Here is a 16,091-nt window from a genome sequence, read left to right as displayed (position 1 = left end):
GCTTATGGCTGCAAAATTCACGGCGCGCTTCGTTCAATCGCTCGAAAAGGTGGAGGCGTCGGCTTGGGACGCCTGCGCCAATCCGCCGACATTGACGCAAGCCGATGGCGAGCGCTTCAATCCCTTTATCACCCACGCCTTCCTCTCCGCGCTGGAGCGATCTAGCTCGGTCGGCGCGCGGACGGGTTGGTCGCCGGTGCATGCGCTGGTCGAGGACGAAAGCGGGCGCCTCGTCGCCTGCGCGCCCGCCTATCTCAAGGCGCATAGTCTCGGCGAATATGTCTTCGACCAGAGCTGGGCGCAGGCCTATGAGCGGGCGGGCGGCAAATATTATCCCAAGCTTCAGATCGCCGCGCCCTTCACGCCCGCGACGGGACGGCGGCTGCTCGTTGCCGGCGATGCGCCGGCAGGCGCGCGCGACGCGCTGATCGGCGCCTTGCGTGGGCTGCGTCAGGCGCTCAAGGCCTCCTCGCTCCACGTGGCCTTTCCGACGCCGGAGGAGGCGCAGGCGCTTGGCGACGCAGGCTTCATTCTGCGCGCCGGCGAGCAGTTTCACTTCGTCAATGAGGGGTATTCGAGCTTCGAGGATTTCCTCGGCGCGCTGTCGTCGCGCAAACGCAAAAGCATCAAGCGCGAAAGGCGTGAGGCGCTTGGCGACGATGTCACGATCGAGCGTCTGAGGGGCGCGGAGATCCGCCCCGAGCATTGGGACGCCTTCTTCGCCTTTTACATGGATACGGGCGCGCGCAAATGGGGCCGGCCCTATCTCACGCGCGCTTTCTTCGATCTCATCGGCGCCGCTATGGCCGATCGCATTCTGCTGGTGATGGCCAAGCATGGCGCGGAGTATGTCGCGGGCGCGATCAACTTCCTGGGCGACGACGTGATCTATGGCCGCAACTGGGGCGCGTTGATCGAGCGGCCCTTTCTGCATTTCGAGATCTGCTATTATCAGGCGATCGATTACGCCATTGCGCATGGCTACACCCGGGTCGAGGCCGGCGCGCAGGGCGAGCACAAGATCGCGCGCGGCTATCGTCCGGTCGTTACATGGTCGGCGCATGATTTCGCCGACGCGGGGCTGCGGGCGGCCGTCGCCGATTATTGCGAGCGGGAGCGCGCGGCGCTGGGCGAGATGATGGCGGCGCAGGAGGCGGAATTGCCGTTTCGCAAGGAGACGATGTGAGCGACGAGCAAGCGGAAATCATTGCCTTTCTTTCCGGCCTGCTCGGCGCGCCCAAGATCGTGACGACGCATATTTCGACCGTGCTGCTCGGGCGCGATCGCGTTTACAAGCTCAAGCGCCCTGTGCGTCTGCCCTATCTCGATTTCTCGACGCCGGCGCTGCGAGGCGAGATGTGCACGCGCGAAGTCGCCCTCAACCGGGCTTTCTCGCCCGCGCTTTATCTCGGCATGCGGCGGATCACGCGGGAGAGCGACGGAAGGCTGGCGCTCGACGGGGAGGGCGCCTTTCTCGACGCGGTCGTCGAAATGCGGCGCTTCCCCGACGACGCTTTGTTCGATTGCATGGCGCGCGAGGGCCGGCTCACGAAGGAGATGATCGAGACGCTCGCGCGCCGCATCGCGAAAGCCCATGACGCGGCGATCGCCGATCACGCGCGCGGCGGAGCGGCCTCCATGCGCCAAATCATCGACAGTATGGAGGCGAGCCTGCGCGCGGCGGCGCCCGCGCCAAGTGACGAGATCGAGGCGTATCTCGACAATCTGCGCCACGCGCTTGCGACCAATGTCACATTGATCGACGCGCGACGCGCGCAGGACAGGGTGCGGCCCTGCCACGGCGATCTCAATCTGCGCAACATCTGCCTTTTCGAGGGCGAGCCGACGCCTTTCGATTGCCTCGAATTTTCGGACGACATCTCGACCATCGACGTCCTGTATGATCTCGCCTTCCTGCTGATGGATCTGTGGCGCGTCGGGCTTTGCGATTTTTCCAATCTCACGCTCAACCGCTATCTCGACGCGCGCGCGCAATCCGAGGAAGACGGGCTGCCGCTGCTGCCCTTCTTCATGTCGCTGCGCGCGACGATCCGCGCCCATGTCGAGGCGTCGCAAGGCAATGGGGACACAGCGCGCGGCTTTTTCGACCTCTCGCGCGAAATGTTGCAGCCGGCGCAAGGGGGCGTGGTTGCGATCGGCGGCTTTAGCGGCTCCGGCAAATCAAGCGTCGCAGCGGCGCTCGCCCCGCGCCTGACGCCCGCGCCCGGCGCACGCATTTTCAACAGCGACCGTCTCCGCAAGCGCCTCTTCGGCGCTGAAGTGACCGAGCGGCTTCCGCCCGAAGCTTATAAAAGCGAGGTTTCAGCGAAGGTCTACGCCGAGCTGTTCGACTCCGCGGAGCGGGTCGCAAAGATTGGCTGGCCGGTCGTCGCCGACGCCGTTTTCGATCGGCCGCAGGACCGCGCCGCAATCGAAAGCGCGGCGCGCGCGGCCGGCGTTCCTTTCATGGGCGTGTGGCTCGACGTCGATCTAGCGCAAAGACTGTCGCGCGTCGACAAGCGGATCAATGACGTTTCCGACGCAACGCGCGCGGTGCTGCAGGCGCAGACGGCGAAGGACACCGGCGAGATCTCGTGGTTGCGCGTCGATGGCGGGCGCGAGCGGCGGCTTGTCGTAGAAGAGATCACGGCATCGCTGACAAAGCGCCATTGACGCCCTCCGTGCTTCGAGACGGCTGCTGCGCAGCCTCCTCAGCATGAAGGGCTTCTGCAACCATGAGGGGCTTTTGCGCCAAACACTTAGGCCTCATCCTGAGGAGCGAGTGAAGCTCGCGTCTCGAAGGACGAGGCCGCCTCGGGGTTCGATCAGCGCGCCGCTCAAAAGCTCTCCCGATTATCGAACTCGTCACGGGCGCGCTCGATCTCCTTGCGATTGTCCATCCCCCAAATCGCCAGTGACGTCACGGTTTTGAGAAGCGTCTTGCCAAGCGGGGTGAGCGTATATTCGACCCGCGGCGGGACCGTCGGGAAAACCTTCCGAAAGACCAGTCCGTCGCGTTCGAGTCCGCGCAATGTGAGCGTCAGCATCCTCTGCGAGACGCCGTCGATCATCCGCTTCAACTCGCTGAAGCGCTTCGTGCCGTCGCCCAGAAGCATAATGACCAGCACGCTCCATTTGTCGCCGACGCGGGTCAGCACATCGCGCACGAAAGGGCATGCCTCGCGATGGGAGATAAAGTCGATCTGACCGGCGTTTTTTCGAGACTTCAAGGCGCATCCCCGCGTTGCCCGAGCGATCCTATGCCACGGAAAGAAACCATAAAAGAGCCATGCGGCGCGTCGCCAAAGCGCGCCGCGGCCAGCGAAACGCGCCATGGGTTACTTCCATGTAACTCTCTAACTTGAATGTTCCGTCTTCTTTTAAACCTAGTTCCTGCTTATCATCATAGTATGTTTTTGTAACTATAGGAGATGTCGCATGTCGTTCACCATTTTGCGGGTCGATAGCAGCCCCTTGGGAGAAGGTTCTGTTTCGCGCAAGTTGACCGCGAAGGTCGTCGCGGAGCTCGTGGCCAAGCAGCCAGGAGCCAAGGTGATCGAGCGTGATCTGTCGAAAAACCCTTTGCCGCATCTGAACGCCTCGACCATCGGCGGGTTTTTCACTGCCCCCGAAGAGCGCGACGCGGCGCTTTCGCAAGCGGTCCAGCTCTCGGATATTGCAGTCGACGAATTCTTGGGCGCAGACGCCATCGTCATCGGCGCGCCGATGTATAATCTCGGGATCCCGTCGGCGCTAAAAGCCTGGATCGACCACATCGTCCGCGCCGGACGAACCTTCCGATATACGGAGGCCGGCCCTGTGGGCCTGACGCCCGCTGGCAAGAAGGTCATCGTCGTTTCGGCGCGGGGCGGCGTTTTCACCGAGGGCCCGAGAAGGGCGTGGGATTATCAAGAGACCTATCTCGAAGCGGTGCTGGGTTTCCTCGGGCTGACGGACATCTCCTTCGTGCGCGCCGAAGGTCTTTCGCTTGGTCCCGACGCCGCAAGCGCGGCTATCGAAGCGGCGGAAGCACAAGCCGTCGCCGCCGTCCGCGACGCGGCTTAGTTTATTTTATCCCCACCCCCGAAACCTGCCTTATGCTTCCCCCGCTTCGCCATCTTGCAGGGGCGCTGTCGAATCGGCGGCGCCGGCGGGGCCGGTTAAACGCAAGGCGGCGACCCTCGCCTCGTGTGGGTTTTGCGCCGCTTGCCGGGCTTCCTCCCGATGCGTGGAGGGCGGATGTTTCCGCGAAAAGGCTGGGCATAGCATTTGCGGCCGCGCGCTCGGGATGACTACCGAAATGGGAAAACACCCTCGGCCGAACGGGGTCGGGGCGTCCCGGCCTCCAGTATCGCCCTGCGTCGGGAATCGGCGGCGGGGAAGTTGGCGCTGGATGGCCCCCTCCCCAACCCTCCCCCGCTTCGCAGGAGAGGGAGCAGATTGTGGCCTTCATCCAAAGCGCTGATCGCGAGCGTCCCCTCTCCCGCGACGCGGGGGAGGGACAGGGAGGGGGCGGGGCCACGATAAGAATCTGCCCGGCTTATCCCAAACTTGGCCCCCGGCACACCGCTTGCTCCCTCACCTCCCAAAGGAACACGCGCCATGCTGGATGTCGCAATTGTCGGGGGCGGAATCTGCGGTCTCGCGCTGGCGCGCAGCCTTGCCGCGAAAGGCGTTTCCTATGCGCTGTTCGAGGCGCGCGACCGGCTCGGCGGGCGCGTTCTGACTGTCGAGAACCCGACAAGCGGCCTGCGCCTCGATCTCGGACCCACCTGGTTCTGGCCGCAGACACAGCCCACCATTACCCGCCTCGTCGGCGAATTGGGGCTCGAACCTTTCGATCAGCACGATCCCGGCACAGCCCTGCTGATGACGGACCCCGAAAAGGCGCCCGCAGTGCAGTCGGCGCCGGGCCTTCACGCCGGCGCGCAACGGCTGACGGGCGGCATGGCCGCGCTCGTTGCGGCGCTCGCCGCCGATCTCGATCCGCAGACTCTCCATCTCGGCCATGTCCTTCGCGCGGCGCGCGATTGTGGCGACGCCGTCGAGCTTTGCTTCGAGACGGGAGAGGGCGAAATCAAGATTGCCGCCCGTCAGCTTGCGCTCGCCGTTCCGCCCCGCCTGCTCGATCGCGACGTCGCTTTCGCGCCGACGCTGCCCGACTTCATGTCGGCGGCCATGCGGGACACGCCCACATGGATGGCGGCGAGCGCCAAGGCATTGATCGGGCTTGCCGAACCGCCGATCTGGCGGTCCTTCGGTCATTCCGGCAACGCCTTCGTGGTTCACGATCAAGCGGTGCTGGGCGAAATCTTCGACGCCTGTGACGCCGGAGAGGAGAGGGGCGCGCTCGGCGGCTTTTTCGCCCTTCCGCCCGACACGCGAGACGCGTTCCGCAACGGTCTGCCGACGCTCGCGAAAAGCCAGTTCGCCCAGCTCTTCGGCCCGTCGCTCGACGCGGGTAAATTGAAGATACAGGACTGGGCGACGGAACCTTTCACCTGCACGCAAGCCGATCGCGCCGCAGACGGCGCCCATCCCGACTATGGCGCGCGCGCCTTCAGCCAGCCGCTCTGGGGCGGAAAGCTCTTTTTCGGAAGCTCGGAAACGGCGCGAGAGGGCGGCGGCTATGTCGAGGGCGCAATCAACGCCGCCCTGCGGATCGCCCGGCAGATTTTGCCGCAACAGGAGACGTGCATGACGATATCGAATGTCGCGGGATCGCCCGCCGAGCGCAACGAGCGCTGCCTCGAGCTGTTCCACGAATGGGTGGCGTCGCGGCGCGCGCCGGCTTTCGCCGCCTATCGGCAGCGGCTCAATTTTGCGCTGTCCCACGGTGAGCGCGAGCAGCTCACGCAACGCGCCATGCTGGGCGCCATGGAAGCGACCTTCGCCGACGCGCTGTCGATGATCGACGAGCTGCCGTTCGACCACGCGGTCGTCGCCGTCGAGCGCGGGCGTTCCGATCTCACGCCGAAAGTGCAGGCGGCGTTCGACGGTTTCATCCAGGCGCTGCTCGACGCGATTATCGACTTCAATCGCACATCCTGCGCGCTGTCGAATTTCCCTCAGGAGCACAAGCCGACGAAGGACTATGTCTCGGCGACGTTGCGCGACATCGGCGCGGCGTGGCGGGAGTTTTCGCTCGAAGCCAACAGCCGCCTGATCGCCAAGCAACGCGCGCCGGTCGACGCCTGATGTCGCCGCTTTGGCCCGCCGCGTGCTTTTTTGCTTAGCCAATCGAACATTGTCTGGAGACCGACACTCATGCCCGTGGACCTTAAAAAAGATTGGACGGACGCGGATATTGCGTCGTTGATCGGCTCGGTGACAGACGATCGCGACTGGCGCCTTGAGGTCAGCGCCGACGGCGTCGCTGATCTTGCCGACAAGACCGCGAATCCGACCGGCGTCGACTACGACGCTGCGCTGCATTGTTTCCTCGAAACATGGATGGCGGGCACCGATTTCGTCGGGCCCTCGGCCGCCGGAGACAAAAACCTCGTCGGAAAAATCGCAAAGGCGCTGCGGGAAAACTATCCGGCGCTCAAGGCCAATAAATTCCTCTTCGTCGATCTGTGAGTGTTATCGAGCCACTCGCTTGGTTTGTTTTCATTCCCGACGCTGGCGAAGCGAGCGATCGGGAATCCAGAGCAAAAACCAGCGCTGTCGTTGTCGCTCTGGATTCCCGGTCGGGCTTTCTGCTTCCGTCATTGCGAGCGGAGCGACGCAATCCAGAGTCGCGATGACGCTCCTGGATTGCTTCGTCGCTGCCGCTCCTCGCCATGACGGTCCCGCCGGGAATGACAGGGACCGAATGCGAGTTTTTCAACAGGCAATGAAATGAGGGCAAAAATGGCGCGCGCGCAAACGGCGTATCTCAACCGCGCGGAGGTTCCCGCGCGCAAAGCGCTGCAGTCTGCGCTCAATGAGCTGGGCTTCAAGCTGACGCTCGACGATGCCTATGCGCCGTTCGAGACCAAAGGCTATCTGCCCTGCACTTATGATGGCGAGGATGCCGGCTTCGACCTGCGCTTCGACGAAGTGGAGTCGCCTTCCGACATCCTCTCGGCGGCGCTCAACGGGCGCGACGTCGCCATGAAATTTCGCTGGGGCGGCGATCCGCGCGAACAATTCGCCGCTGTCGCGGTCTGCGCGGCGTTGGCGGATAAATTCGGCGCGGTCATTCACGAGCCGGAGCAGGACAAGCTCCTCACGCTCGATGAGTTGCGCGCTACTGCCCGCAAGCTCGCCGCATCGCTTTAAGGCTCATACGAGATCCGCTTGATTGGTTCGCTGTCATTCCCGACGCTCGCGCAGCGAGCGATCGGGAATCCAGAGCAAAACCAGCGCTATTGTGGCTCTGGATTCCCGGTCGGGCTTTCAGCCCGCCGGGAATGACAAGTCCACATGCGAGCTATTCAAAGGGAAATAATTTCGATCCCTACCAGCCGGCGACGCGCCGGCAGGAGGCGGAGCCGCCGTCGAACTCGTAATGGTCGCCGCAGGCGAAGGCCACCGGCGGCTCGCCGGCTTGTTCGAATCTGTCGTAGCCTTCCTTGAGATTCTTCCAGAAGTCGAGCCATTGGCGATAGCTGCCGCCATTGCCGACGAAGGACAGCCAGCCGCCGTTGTTGCCGGTTTCGCGCGTGATATTCGCCTCGGTCATGCGGAACGGAAAGATATGGACCGGAACTTCCTTCTGCCCCGCCCGCAGCGCCGCTTCGACGAAGCCGTAAATCTCTTCAATGCCCTGGTCGGTCATGGCGAAACAGCCGACCGACTTGCACGCCCCATGCACCATCACGAGCCCGCCGGTGCGGCCATTCTGGCGATCGAAGGCGTTGGGATATCCGACGTTGAAGGCGCGGTGGTAGTTGGAATGCGGGTGAAGCTGCTTGGCGGAGACGCTGTAGAAGCCTTCGGGCGATTGATAATCGGCTTCCTTGAGCTTCGGCCCCAGACGGCCTGACCATTTGCAGATGGGGAAGTTTCTATAGAGCGAATAGCGGCCGTTCTTCTTCAGCCATAATTCGAGCTGGCCTTCCTGCTTGAAGATGCGCACGAAGACCGGGTCGCCCATGCCGAATTTTGGAGGCGGCGCCTGAAATGCGTCATCGGGCGCCGGCCGCAACGCGGGCTCCTCTAGCCGCGCCGTCTGCTGGGCGGCGGCCGGAGCCGGCGTCTGGGAACTCTCCGCCGCGGCGGAAGCGGCTGTCGTCGCCTTGCCGGGGGCGAGCGCGGCAGTCAAGTCGGCCGGACGCACGGGCGGCTGCGGCGCATCGACATAATTGGGCGCCGGCGAGGCGCTGACTTGCTGAGTTTCGGGCGCAGGCTGCGCCGCCTGCGGCCAATGTGGGAAGGACCACGACGGGGCGGCTTGCGGTTGAGCCGCTTGAGGCAGAGCGGCTTGAGGCAGAGCGGCTCGGGGCGGAATGGCTTGCGGTTGGGCGGGTTGGGGCTGGCCGGCAGGGGCCGCCGGCGGCTCCGACGGACCTTGCAGGGACGCAAGATCGGCTGGCCGTATCGGCGGCAAAGGCGCCTCGATTTGCGCGCCTTGCAGATCGGCAGGCCGGGCCGGAGGTCTTGGCGCCAAGGGCGGGAAGGAGACCAGCCCTTCGACGCCTGACCCCTGCAGATCATCTGCCGCGGGCGGCGCCTCGGCGGCTGGAGAGGCCGGCGGCGGCGCGGCAGCGATCAGGGCAGGCGGGGGGCTCTCTGATAGCGTCGGTTCCGCCGGCGCAGGCGTCGCGATCGTCGGCGCTTCAGCTTGTGGCACGATCGCCCGTCTGAGGCCGGGCATGATGCTTCCGCCGGCAATATGTGTCGCGCCGACGCGCGGCGCATTCTTTGACGCCGTTCCGTCCCGCTCGCCGAGGCTCGGGAGAAAATAAAGGGCCCCGGTCCCCGCGGCGATCGCGGCGAGGACGACGGCGGCAAACAACAGATGGGTCGAACGAAGCTTCATAAAGACAGCAGTCTAACCCTAGCGGCGCGGGAAAGCCCGGCAGACCCGCGTCAATGCCCGTCGAAGGCGACCAGCGTGCGAACCGGGACGCCCAGCGCTTCGATCTTGTTCGCGCCGCCGAGATCGGGGAGGTCGATGACGAAACAGGCCGCCATGACTTCCGCGCCCAATTTCTGCAGAAGCCGGACCGCGCCTTCCGCCGTCCCGCCGGTCGCAATCAGATCGTCTACCAATATGACCCGCTCGCCTTGCGCGACGGCGTCTACATGCACTTCAATCTCATCAGTCCCATATTCCAGCGCGTAGGACATGGAGACGGTCGTATGTGGCAGCTTGCCCTTCTTGCGGATCGGCACAAAGCCGGCGGAGAGCTGATGCGCGACCGCCCCGCCGAGGATAAAGCCCCGTGCCTCTATCCCAGCGACCTTGTCGATCTTCGTCCCGGCCCAGGGCTGGACGAGCTCGTCGACCGCCTTGCGAAACGCCTTGGCGTCGCCGAGCAGCGTGGTGATGTCGCGGAAGAGAATGCCTGTCTTGGGGAAGTCCGGAATGGTGCGGATGGCGGCGCGAAGCGACATAGGCTTTCCTGGCTTTTAGAAAACACTCAACCATAGGCTGATTTGGCGCTGGCGCGCGCAGCCAAGCTCTTTACACTCAACCTGCGTTCCCTCCAAGGATTTCGCTCATGCACGCCCTATTCCGTCTTGCCTTCGCGCTTGCCCTGAGCCTCTCCGGCGCCGCGCAGGCCCAGAACTACCATGTTGTTCCGCCCCCGGCTCCTCAGGCGGGCATGATGGGCGGCTACGGCCCTCGCATGCCGGCGCCCGGTCAGCCGGGCGTCCCGGCCCAGCCCATGCCCCCGGGCCCCGGTTACGGAGGCTATGGCGGTGGTTACGGGGGCTACCCAGGCGGTGGTTATGGCGCAGGCGGCGGCTACGGCGCCGGCGCCGGCGGCCAGGGAGCCAATGGCGCTAATGGGAACGGTTACGGCTGCATCGGCTGCAGCTATATCGGGGATTACAATCCCAACGGCGGCAACCTACCGGCCAAGCCAATGGCGCCGCCCAAGCGCATCCAGGGCGAATGGCGAAACGGCCAGTGGTATTACTGAGCGGCCGCGCCGTTCAGCCGCGACATCACAGCGTCGAGCTTCTTCAGCAATTCAGGGTCGCGCGCCTCGGGCGCCGTGAGAATGGCGTTATCGAGCGCGCGATCGGAGCCCACGGGGCAGGCTTCGTGCTCGCGCGGGAAATCTTTCAGCACGCGCGCGACGAGCCGGGCGGCTTTGGCCGAGTTCTCGCGCACGATCGCGATCACCGAGGCGACGTCCACATGGTCGTGCTCGGGATGCCAGCAATCGAAATCCGTCACCATGGCGATAGTGGCGTAGGAAATCTCGGCCTCGCGCGCGAGCTTGGCCTCGGGCATGGCGGTCATGCCGATGAGATCGAAACCCGACGCCTTGTAATGAAGCGATTCGGCGTAGCTCGAAAATTGCGGGCCTTCCATGCAGACATATGTGCCGCCGACGGCGATCTCGATCGCTTCGTCGCGCGCCGCCTTTGCAATGCGGGCGGATAATTTCGGGGCGACCGGGTGCGCCATCGACACATGCGCTACGCAGCCGTCGCCGAAGAACGACGACTGACGCGCAAAGGTGCGATCGACGAACTGGTCGACCAGCACGAACAGTCCGGGGAAAAACTGCGACTTGAACGATCCGCAGGCTGAGACTGAAATAATGTCGGTGACGCCGACGCGCTTCATCGCATCGATATTGGCGCGGTAGTTGATCGTCGACGGCGACAGCCGATGTCCGCGTCCATGTCGCGGCAAAAAGACGGCCTGTGTGCCGCCGACCTCGCCGAAGACGAGTTCGTCCGAGGGCTCGCCCCAGGGGCTGGCGACGCGCTCGCGCCTGACCTTCTGCTCGCCCGGCAAATCATAAACCCCGGATCCGCCGATAATTCCGACCACCGCGCGCGCCATGCGCATCCCCCAGAATTCCAAAAAATCGCACCGATCCCGCAGGAACGGGCAGGCGCAACTTATCCGCCGGCAAGCTGCAAGCAAAGCCCGATGAGTTTTGATTGTGCGACGCGTCACTGTTCTTGATCGGCCGATAGGCTCGTCTTGCTGCGACAATCTGGAAGGCTAAAATTGAGGCAGATTTTTCTCGCGAGCCACTGCCTTCCGCCGGCGGGAGGCCGGAAGTTTTCGGCGTGAGAATTCACGCCAACTCCGCATGAATCCCACGCTCCCTCACGACCCGGCGGCGCAGTCTCGGCGGTTCGCGTCATGCCTAGCGCGAAGGCGCGAGCGAAATCTGGGCGCCGGACAGGGTTGCGCCGCAAAATTCACTGTGTTAGGGACCCATCGCCTTGGGACTGGGGCGTTGCCGCTCTTAGTTCCTTGCCCCTGCAGCATCCGTCGCTACGAAGCCGACCGCCAAAGGCGCGAACGCATTTTCGCGTGGGCGTCGTTTCGAGCGATGCGAATTTGACGAGCGATCCAAGTGGCTCAAGACGGAGTTTCGCTTTCCGGCGTCGCAGGACGTTACGCCTCCGCCCTTTACGAACTGGCGTCGGAAAAGAGCGCCACGGACGAGGTCGCTACGGCGCTCGCCGCGTTCCAGGGGCTCATCAATGAAAGCGCCGACCTCAAGCGTCTGGTGAGAAGCCCCGTCTTCTCCGCGCAGGAGCAGGTCAAGGCGCTCGACGCAATCCTCAAGAAAGCGGGCATTTCCGGCATCGCCGGCAATTTCATCCGCTTGGTGGCCTCCAAGCGCCGCCTCTTCGTTCTCCAGGACATGATCGCCGCCTATCAGAGCCTTCACGACAAGGCCCGTGGTCTGGTCCGCGCCGACGTGATCGTCGCCGCCCCGCTCAAGCCGGATCATGAAACGGCGCTGCGCCAGGCGCTCGCCGGCGTCACCGGCGGCAAGTCGGTCAGCCTCAACGTCAAGACCGATCCGTCGATCATCGGCGGCATCGTCGTCAAACTCGGTTCGCGCATGGTCGACGCTTCCGTTCGCACCAAGCTCAACTCAATCCGCACACGCATGAAAGAGGTCGGCTGATGGATATCCGCGCCGCAGAAATTTCCGCGATCCTGAAAAACGAGATCGCCAACTTCGGCAATGAGGCCGAGGTCACAGAGGTCGGCCAGGTTCTGTCGGTCGGCGACGGCATCGCCCGCGTCTACGGCCTCGACAATGTGCAGGCCGGCGAGACGGTCGAGTTCGAGAACGGCGTGCGCGGCATGGCCCTCAACCTCGAAAGCGACAACGTCGGCATCGTTATCTTCGGTTCCGACCGCGACATTAAGGAAGGCCAGACGGTCAAGCGCACCGGCGCGATCGTCGACGTTCCGGTTGGCAAGGAGCTGCTCGGCCGCGTCGTCGACGCCCTCGGCAATCCGATCGACGGCAAGGGCCCGATCAACGCCACGCGCCGCGCCCGCGTCGACGTGAAGGCCCCCGGCATCATTCCGCGCAAGTCGGTGCACGAGCCGATGGCGACCGGCCTCAAGGCCGTCGACGCTCTGATCCCGATCGGCCGCGGCCAGCGCGAGCTGATCATCGGCGACCGTCAGACCGGCAAGACCGCGATCGCGCTCGACACGATCCTGAACCAGAAGTCGCTCAACGACGGCGACGACGAGAAGGCGAAGCTCTACTGCGTCTACGTCGCCATCGGCCAGAAGCGCTCGACCGTCGCGCAATTCGTGAAGGTGCTCGAAGAGCGCGGCGCGCTGGAATATTCGATCGTCGTCGCGGCCACCGCTTCGGACCCGGCCCCGATGCAGTTCCTGGCGCCCTTCGCAGGCTGCGCCATGGGCGAATTCTTCCGCGACAACGGCATGCATGCGGTCATCATCTATGACGACCTTTCCAAGCAGGCCGTCGCTTACCGCCAGATGTCGCTGCTGCTTCGCCGTCCGCCGGGACGCGAAGCCTATCCGGGCGACGTCTTCTATCTGCACTCGCGCCTCCTGGAGCGCGCCGCCAAGCTCAACGACGATCGCGGCGCCGGTTCGCTGACGGCTCTGCCGGTCATCGAGACGCAGGCCAACGACGTGTCGGCCTACATTCCGACCAACGTGATCTCGATCACCGACGGTCAGATCTTCCTTGAGACGGACCTGTTCTACCAGGGCATTCGCCCGGCGGTGAACGTCGGCCTCTCCGTGTCGCGCGTCGGCTCGTCCGCGCAGACCAAGGCGACGAAGAAAGTCGCCGGCAAGATCAAGGGCGAGCTCGCGCAGTATCGCGAAATGGCCGCCTTCGCGCAGTTCGGCTCGGATCTCGACGCGGTGACCCAGCGTCTTCTGAACCGCGGGGCCCGTCTCACCGAGCTCCTCAAGCAGCCGCAGTTCTCGCCGCTGAAGATGGAAGAGCAGACCTGCGTGATCTACGCCGGCGTCAACGGCTATCTCGATCCGCTGCCGGTCAATCGCGTGCGCGCCTTCGAGGACGGCCTGCTCGCCGTGCTCCGCTCGCAGCACGCCGACCTTCTCGACGCCATCCGGTCGTCGAAGGACCTCTCCGACGACTCCGCGGCGAAGCTCAAGAGCGTCGTCGAGACTTTCGCGAAGTCCTTCGCCTGAGCCGACAATGACGGATCGCGCGCCCGGTAGCGGGCGCGCGGCGCCCTCGAGACAAGAAGCACGCCAATGCCCTCGTTGAAGGATCTTCGAAACCGGATTTCTTCCGTCAAGGCGACGCAGAAGATCACCAAGGCCATGCAGATGGTCGCGGCGGCCAAGCTGCGCCGCGCGCAGACGGCGGCCGAGGCCGCGCGTCCCTACGCCGAGCGCATGGAATCCGTGCTCGCCAATCTCGCCGCCGGCGTCTCCACCGGCGGTCCGCAGCTTCTCGCCGGCAATGGCAAGGATGACGTGCATCTCCTCGTCGTCGCCACTGCCGAGCGCGGCCTTTGCGGCGCGTTCAATTCCTCGATCGTGCGCCTCGCCCGCGAGCATATCCTGCGCTTGCAGGGGCAGGGCAAGACGGTCAAGATTCTCTGCGTCGGCAAGAAGGGCTACGACCAGCTTCGCCGCCAGTTCGAGAAAGACATTGTGGAGCTCATCGAGCTGCGCGGCCTCAAGACCATCGGCTTCGAAAACGCGGACGAGATCGGCAAGAAGATCATCGCCATGTTCGAGGCGGGCGAATTCGACGTCGCCACCTTGTTCTTCTCGAAGTTCAAGTCGGTGATCGCGCAGCTTCCGACGGCGCAGCGCCTCATTCCGGCGCAGATCGCCGCGAATGAGAACGCGCCGGTCCTCGAGGGTCCGCAGCCGTCCTATGAATATGAGCCCGGTCAGGACGAAATCCTTTCCGAACTCCTGCCGCGCAACATCTCGGTCCAGGTTTTCCGCGCGCTGCTCGAAAACGCCGCCTCCGAACAGGGCGCGCGCATGAGCGCGATGGATAACGCCACGCGCAACGCCGGCGACATGATCAAAAAGCAGACGACCCTCTACAACCGGTCGCGCCAGGCGATGATCACCAAAGAACTCATCGAAATCATCTCGGGCGCCGAAGCGCTCTGATCGCTAAAATAGACGAGGACGAAAAATGGCCGCCAACAAGCCCACGGGCCGCATCACCCAAGTCATCGGCGCCGTCGTCGACGTGAAGTTCGACGGCCACCTGCCCGAGATTCTCAACGCGCTCGAGACCACCAACCAGGGCCAGCGCCTCGTTCTTGAAGTCGCTCAGCACCTCGGCGAGAACTCCGTGCGCACCATCGCCATGGACACCTCCGAGGGTCTGACCCGCGGCCAGGAAGTCGCGGATACCGGCGCGCCGATCACTGTTCCGGTTGGCGAAGAGCTGCTCGGCCGCATCATCAACGTCATCGGCGAGCCCGTCGACGAAGCTGGTCCGGTGAAGTCGAGCGGAACGCGCGCCATCCACCAGCCGGCCCCGTCCTATTCGGAGCAGGCCACGGAAGCGCAGATCCTCGAGACGGGCATCAAGGTCGTCGACCTTCTCGCGCCCTACGCCAAGGGCGGCAAGATCGGCCTGTTCGGCGGCGCGGGCGTCGGCAAGACCGTGCTCATCATGGAGCTCATCAACAACGTCGCCAAGGCGCACGGCGGTTATTCGGTGTTCGCCGGCGTCGGCGAGCGCACCCGCGAAGGCAACGACCTCTATCACGAAATGATCGAGGGCAACGTCAACAAGAAGCCTGTCAACGGCTCCACCGCCGGCTCCAAATGCGCCCTGGTCTATGGCCAGATGAATGAGCCGCCGGGCGCCCGCGCCCGCGTCGCTCTGACCGGCCTCACCGTCGCCGAAGATTTCCGCGACAAGGGCCAGGACGTGCTCTTCTTCGTCGACAACATCTTCCGCTTCACCCAGGCGGGCTCGGAAGTGTCCGCGCTTCTCGGCCGCATCCCCTCGGCGGTGGGCTATCAGCCGACGCTGGCGACCGACATGGGCGCCCTGCAAGAGCGCATCACCACCACCACCAAGGGCTCGATCACCTCGGTGCAGGCCATTTACGTGCCGGCCGACGACTTGACCGACCCGGCGCCGGCCACCTCCTTCGCCCACTTGGACGCGACGACCGTTCTGTCGCGTTCGATCGCGGAAAAGGGCATTTATCCGGCCGTCGATCCGCTCGACTCGACCTCGCGCATGCTTTCTCCGGCGATCGTCGGCGAGGAGCACTATGACGTGGCTCGTAAGGTGCAGTCGACCCTTCAGCGCTACAAGTCGCTGCAGGACATCATCGCGATCCTGGGCATGGATGAGCTTTCCGAAGAAGATAAGCTGGTCGTCGCCCGCGCCCGCAAGATCGAACGCTTCCTGTCGCAGCCCTTCCACGTCGCCGAAGTCTTCACCGGCTCGCCCGGCAAGCTCGTCGCCCTCGCCGACACGATCAAGGGCTTCAAGGGCCTCGTCGAAGGCGAATATGATCACCTCCCCGAGGCCGCTTTCTACATGGTCGGCTCCATCGAAGAAGCGATCGAAAAGGCCGCCAAGCTCGCCAAGGAAGCTGCGTAAGCTTTCAGCAATCCGGGAGGGGCGGCCTGCGGCCGTCCCGCGCCCGATCCCAACAATTGATGGCCGGGCTAAGACCGGCCATTCGCTTATGACGATCAGCGTCGC

General features: G+C 64.3%; 15 protein-coding genes. 11 read left to right on the top strand and 4 right to left on the bottom strand.

The genetic code is table 11. From position 1 onward, the window contains the following. Positions 1-4 precede the first annotated feature (4 nt). A complete protein-coding gene (locus OGR47_RS16930; RefSeq protein ID WP_165052262.1) occupies positions 5-1,186 on the top strand; it encodes a GNAT family N-acetyltransferase in 1,182 nt (393 codons plus the stop codon). After that, the gene (locus OGR47_RS16925) at positions 1,183-2,673 is read left to right on the top strand and encodes an AAA family ATPase (RefSeq protein WP_165052264.1); all 1,491 of its coding nucleotides are present in this window, start codon (positions 1,183-1,185) and stop codon (positions 2,671-2,673) included. The genes OGR47_RS16930 and OGR47_RS16925 overlap by 4 nt, the downstream gene beginning before the upstream one ends. A 164-nt stretch (positions 2,674-2,837) precedes the next feature. Here the strand turns inward: OGR47_RS16925 and OGR47_RS16920 are convergent, their stop codons facing one another. Next, entirely contained in the window at positions 2,838-3,230 is a 393-nt protein-coding gene (locus OGR47_RS16920) for a winged helix-turn-helix transcriptional regulator (RefSeq protein WP_371824433.1), read from the bottom strand. Between the two features lie 208 nt (positions 3,231-3,438). On the opposite strand from OGR47_RS16920, the gene OGR47_RS16915 reads away from it, so the two are divergent. The 4 genes from OGR47_RS16915 (at position 3,439) to OGR47_RS16900 (ending at position 7,266) form a co-directional block, all read left to right on the top strand. Beyond that, positions 3,439-4,065, top strand: a complete 627-nt coding sequence (locus OGR47_RS16915) for an FMN-dependent NADH-azoreductase (protein ID WP_165052268.1) — start codon at positions 3,439-3,441, stop codon at positions 4,063-4,065. Between the two features lie 537 nt (positions 4,066-4,602). Then, a complete protein-coding gene (locus tag OGR47_RS16910) occupies positions 4,603-6,198 on the top strand; it encodes a flavin monoamine oxidase family protein (protein WP_165052270.1) in 1,596 nt (531 codons plus the stop codon). 69 nt (positions 6,199-6,267) lie between these two features. Further along, positions 6,268-6,582, top strand: a complete 315-nt coding sequence (locus OGR47_RS16905; RefSeq protein WP_165052272.1) for a hypothetical protein — start codon at positions 6,268-6,270, stop codon at positions 6,580-6,582. Positions 6,583-6,855: 273 nt separating this feature from the next. After that, positions 6,856-7,266, top strand: coding sequence for a hypothetical protein (locus OGR47_RS16900; protein ID WP_165052274.1), 411 nt, complete (start codon positions 6,856-6,858; stop codon positions 7,264-7,266). Between the two features lie 178 nt (positions 7,267-7,444). Here OGR47_RS16900 and OGR47_RS16895 read toward each other — a convergent pair whose 3' ends face one another. Both OGR47_RS16895 and OGR47_RS16890 read right to left on the bottom strand, forming a co-directional pair. Then, the gene (locus tag OGR47_RS16895; protein ID WP_165052275.1) at positions 7,445-8,968 is read right to left on the bottom strand and encodes a L,D-transpeptidase family protein; all 1,524 of its coding nucleotides are present in this window, start codon (positions 8,966-8,968) and stop codon (positions 7,445-7,447) included. 50 nt (positions 8,969-9,018) lie between these two features. Continuing rightward, a complete protein-coding gene (locus OGR47_RS16890; RefSeq protein ID WP_165052276.1) occupies positions 9,019-9,546 on the bottom strand; it encodes an adenine phosphoribosyltransferase in 528 nt (175 codons plus the stop codon). Positions 9,547-9,653: 107 nt separating this feature from the next. Between OGR47_RS16890 and OGR47_RS16885 the strand changes: the two genes are divergently transcribed. Then, positions 9,654-10,079, top strand: a complete 426-nt coding sequence (locus tag OGR47_RS16885; RefSeq protein ID WP_206527445.1) for a hypothetical protein — start codon at positions 9,654-9,656, stop codon at positions 10,077-10,079. Here the strand turns inward: OGR47_RS16885 and OGR47_RS16880 are convergent. Continuing rightward, positions 10,073-10,957 (bottom strand): S-methyl-5'-thioadenosine phosphorylase, encoded by an 885-nt coding sequence (locus tag OGR47_RS16880; RefSeq protein ID WP_165052403.1) that lies wholly within the window; start codon positions 10,955-10,957, stop codon positions 10,073-10,075. The two genes, OGR47_RS16885 and OGR47_RS16880, sit on opposite strands and share 7 nt — an antisense overlap. A gap of 526 nt (positions 10,958-11,483) precedes the next feature. Here OGR47_RS16880 and OGR47_RS16875 point away from each other — a divergent pair. From OGR47_RS16875 to atpD, 4 genes are all read left to right on the top strand, one after another. Further along, positions 11,484-12,047 (top strand): F0F1 ATP synthase subunit delta, encoded by a 564-nt coding sequence (locus tag OGR47_RS16875; RefSeq protein ID WP_165052278.1) that lies wholly within the window; start codon positions 11,484-11,486, stop codon positions 12,045-12,047. Further along, positions 12,047-13,576, top strand: coding sequence for a F0F1 ATP synthase subunit alpha (gene atpA / locus OGR47_RS16870; protein ID WP_165052280.1), 1,530 nt, complete (start codon positions 12,047-12,049; stop codon positions 13,574-13,576). Before OGR47_RS16875 ends, atpA begins: the two co-directional genes overlap by 1 nt. 66 nt (positions 13,577-13,642) lie before the next feature. Beyond that, positions 13,643-14,524, top strand: coding sequence for a F0F1 ATP synthase subunit gamma (locus OGR47_RS16865; protein WP_165052283.1), 882 nt, complete (start codon positions 13,643-13,645; stop codon positions 14,522-14,524). Between the two features lie 25 nt (positions 14,525-14,549). Beyond that, positions 14,550-15,986, top strand: coding sequence for a F0F1 ATP synthase subunit beta (gene atpD, locus OGR47_RS16860; RefSeq protein WP_165052285.1), 1,437 nt, complete (start codon positions 14,550-14,552; stop codon positions 15,984-15,986). Positions 15,987-16,091: the final 105 nt, after the last annotated feature.

Origin of the sequence: Methylocystis sp. MJC1, from assembly GCF_026427715.1 — a bacterium.
GTDB lineage: Bacteria > Pseudomonadota > Alphaproteobacteria > Rhizobiales > Beijerinckiaceae > Methylocystis.
This window is presented reverse-complemented; position numbering and strand designations above follow the sequence as displayed.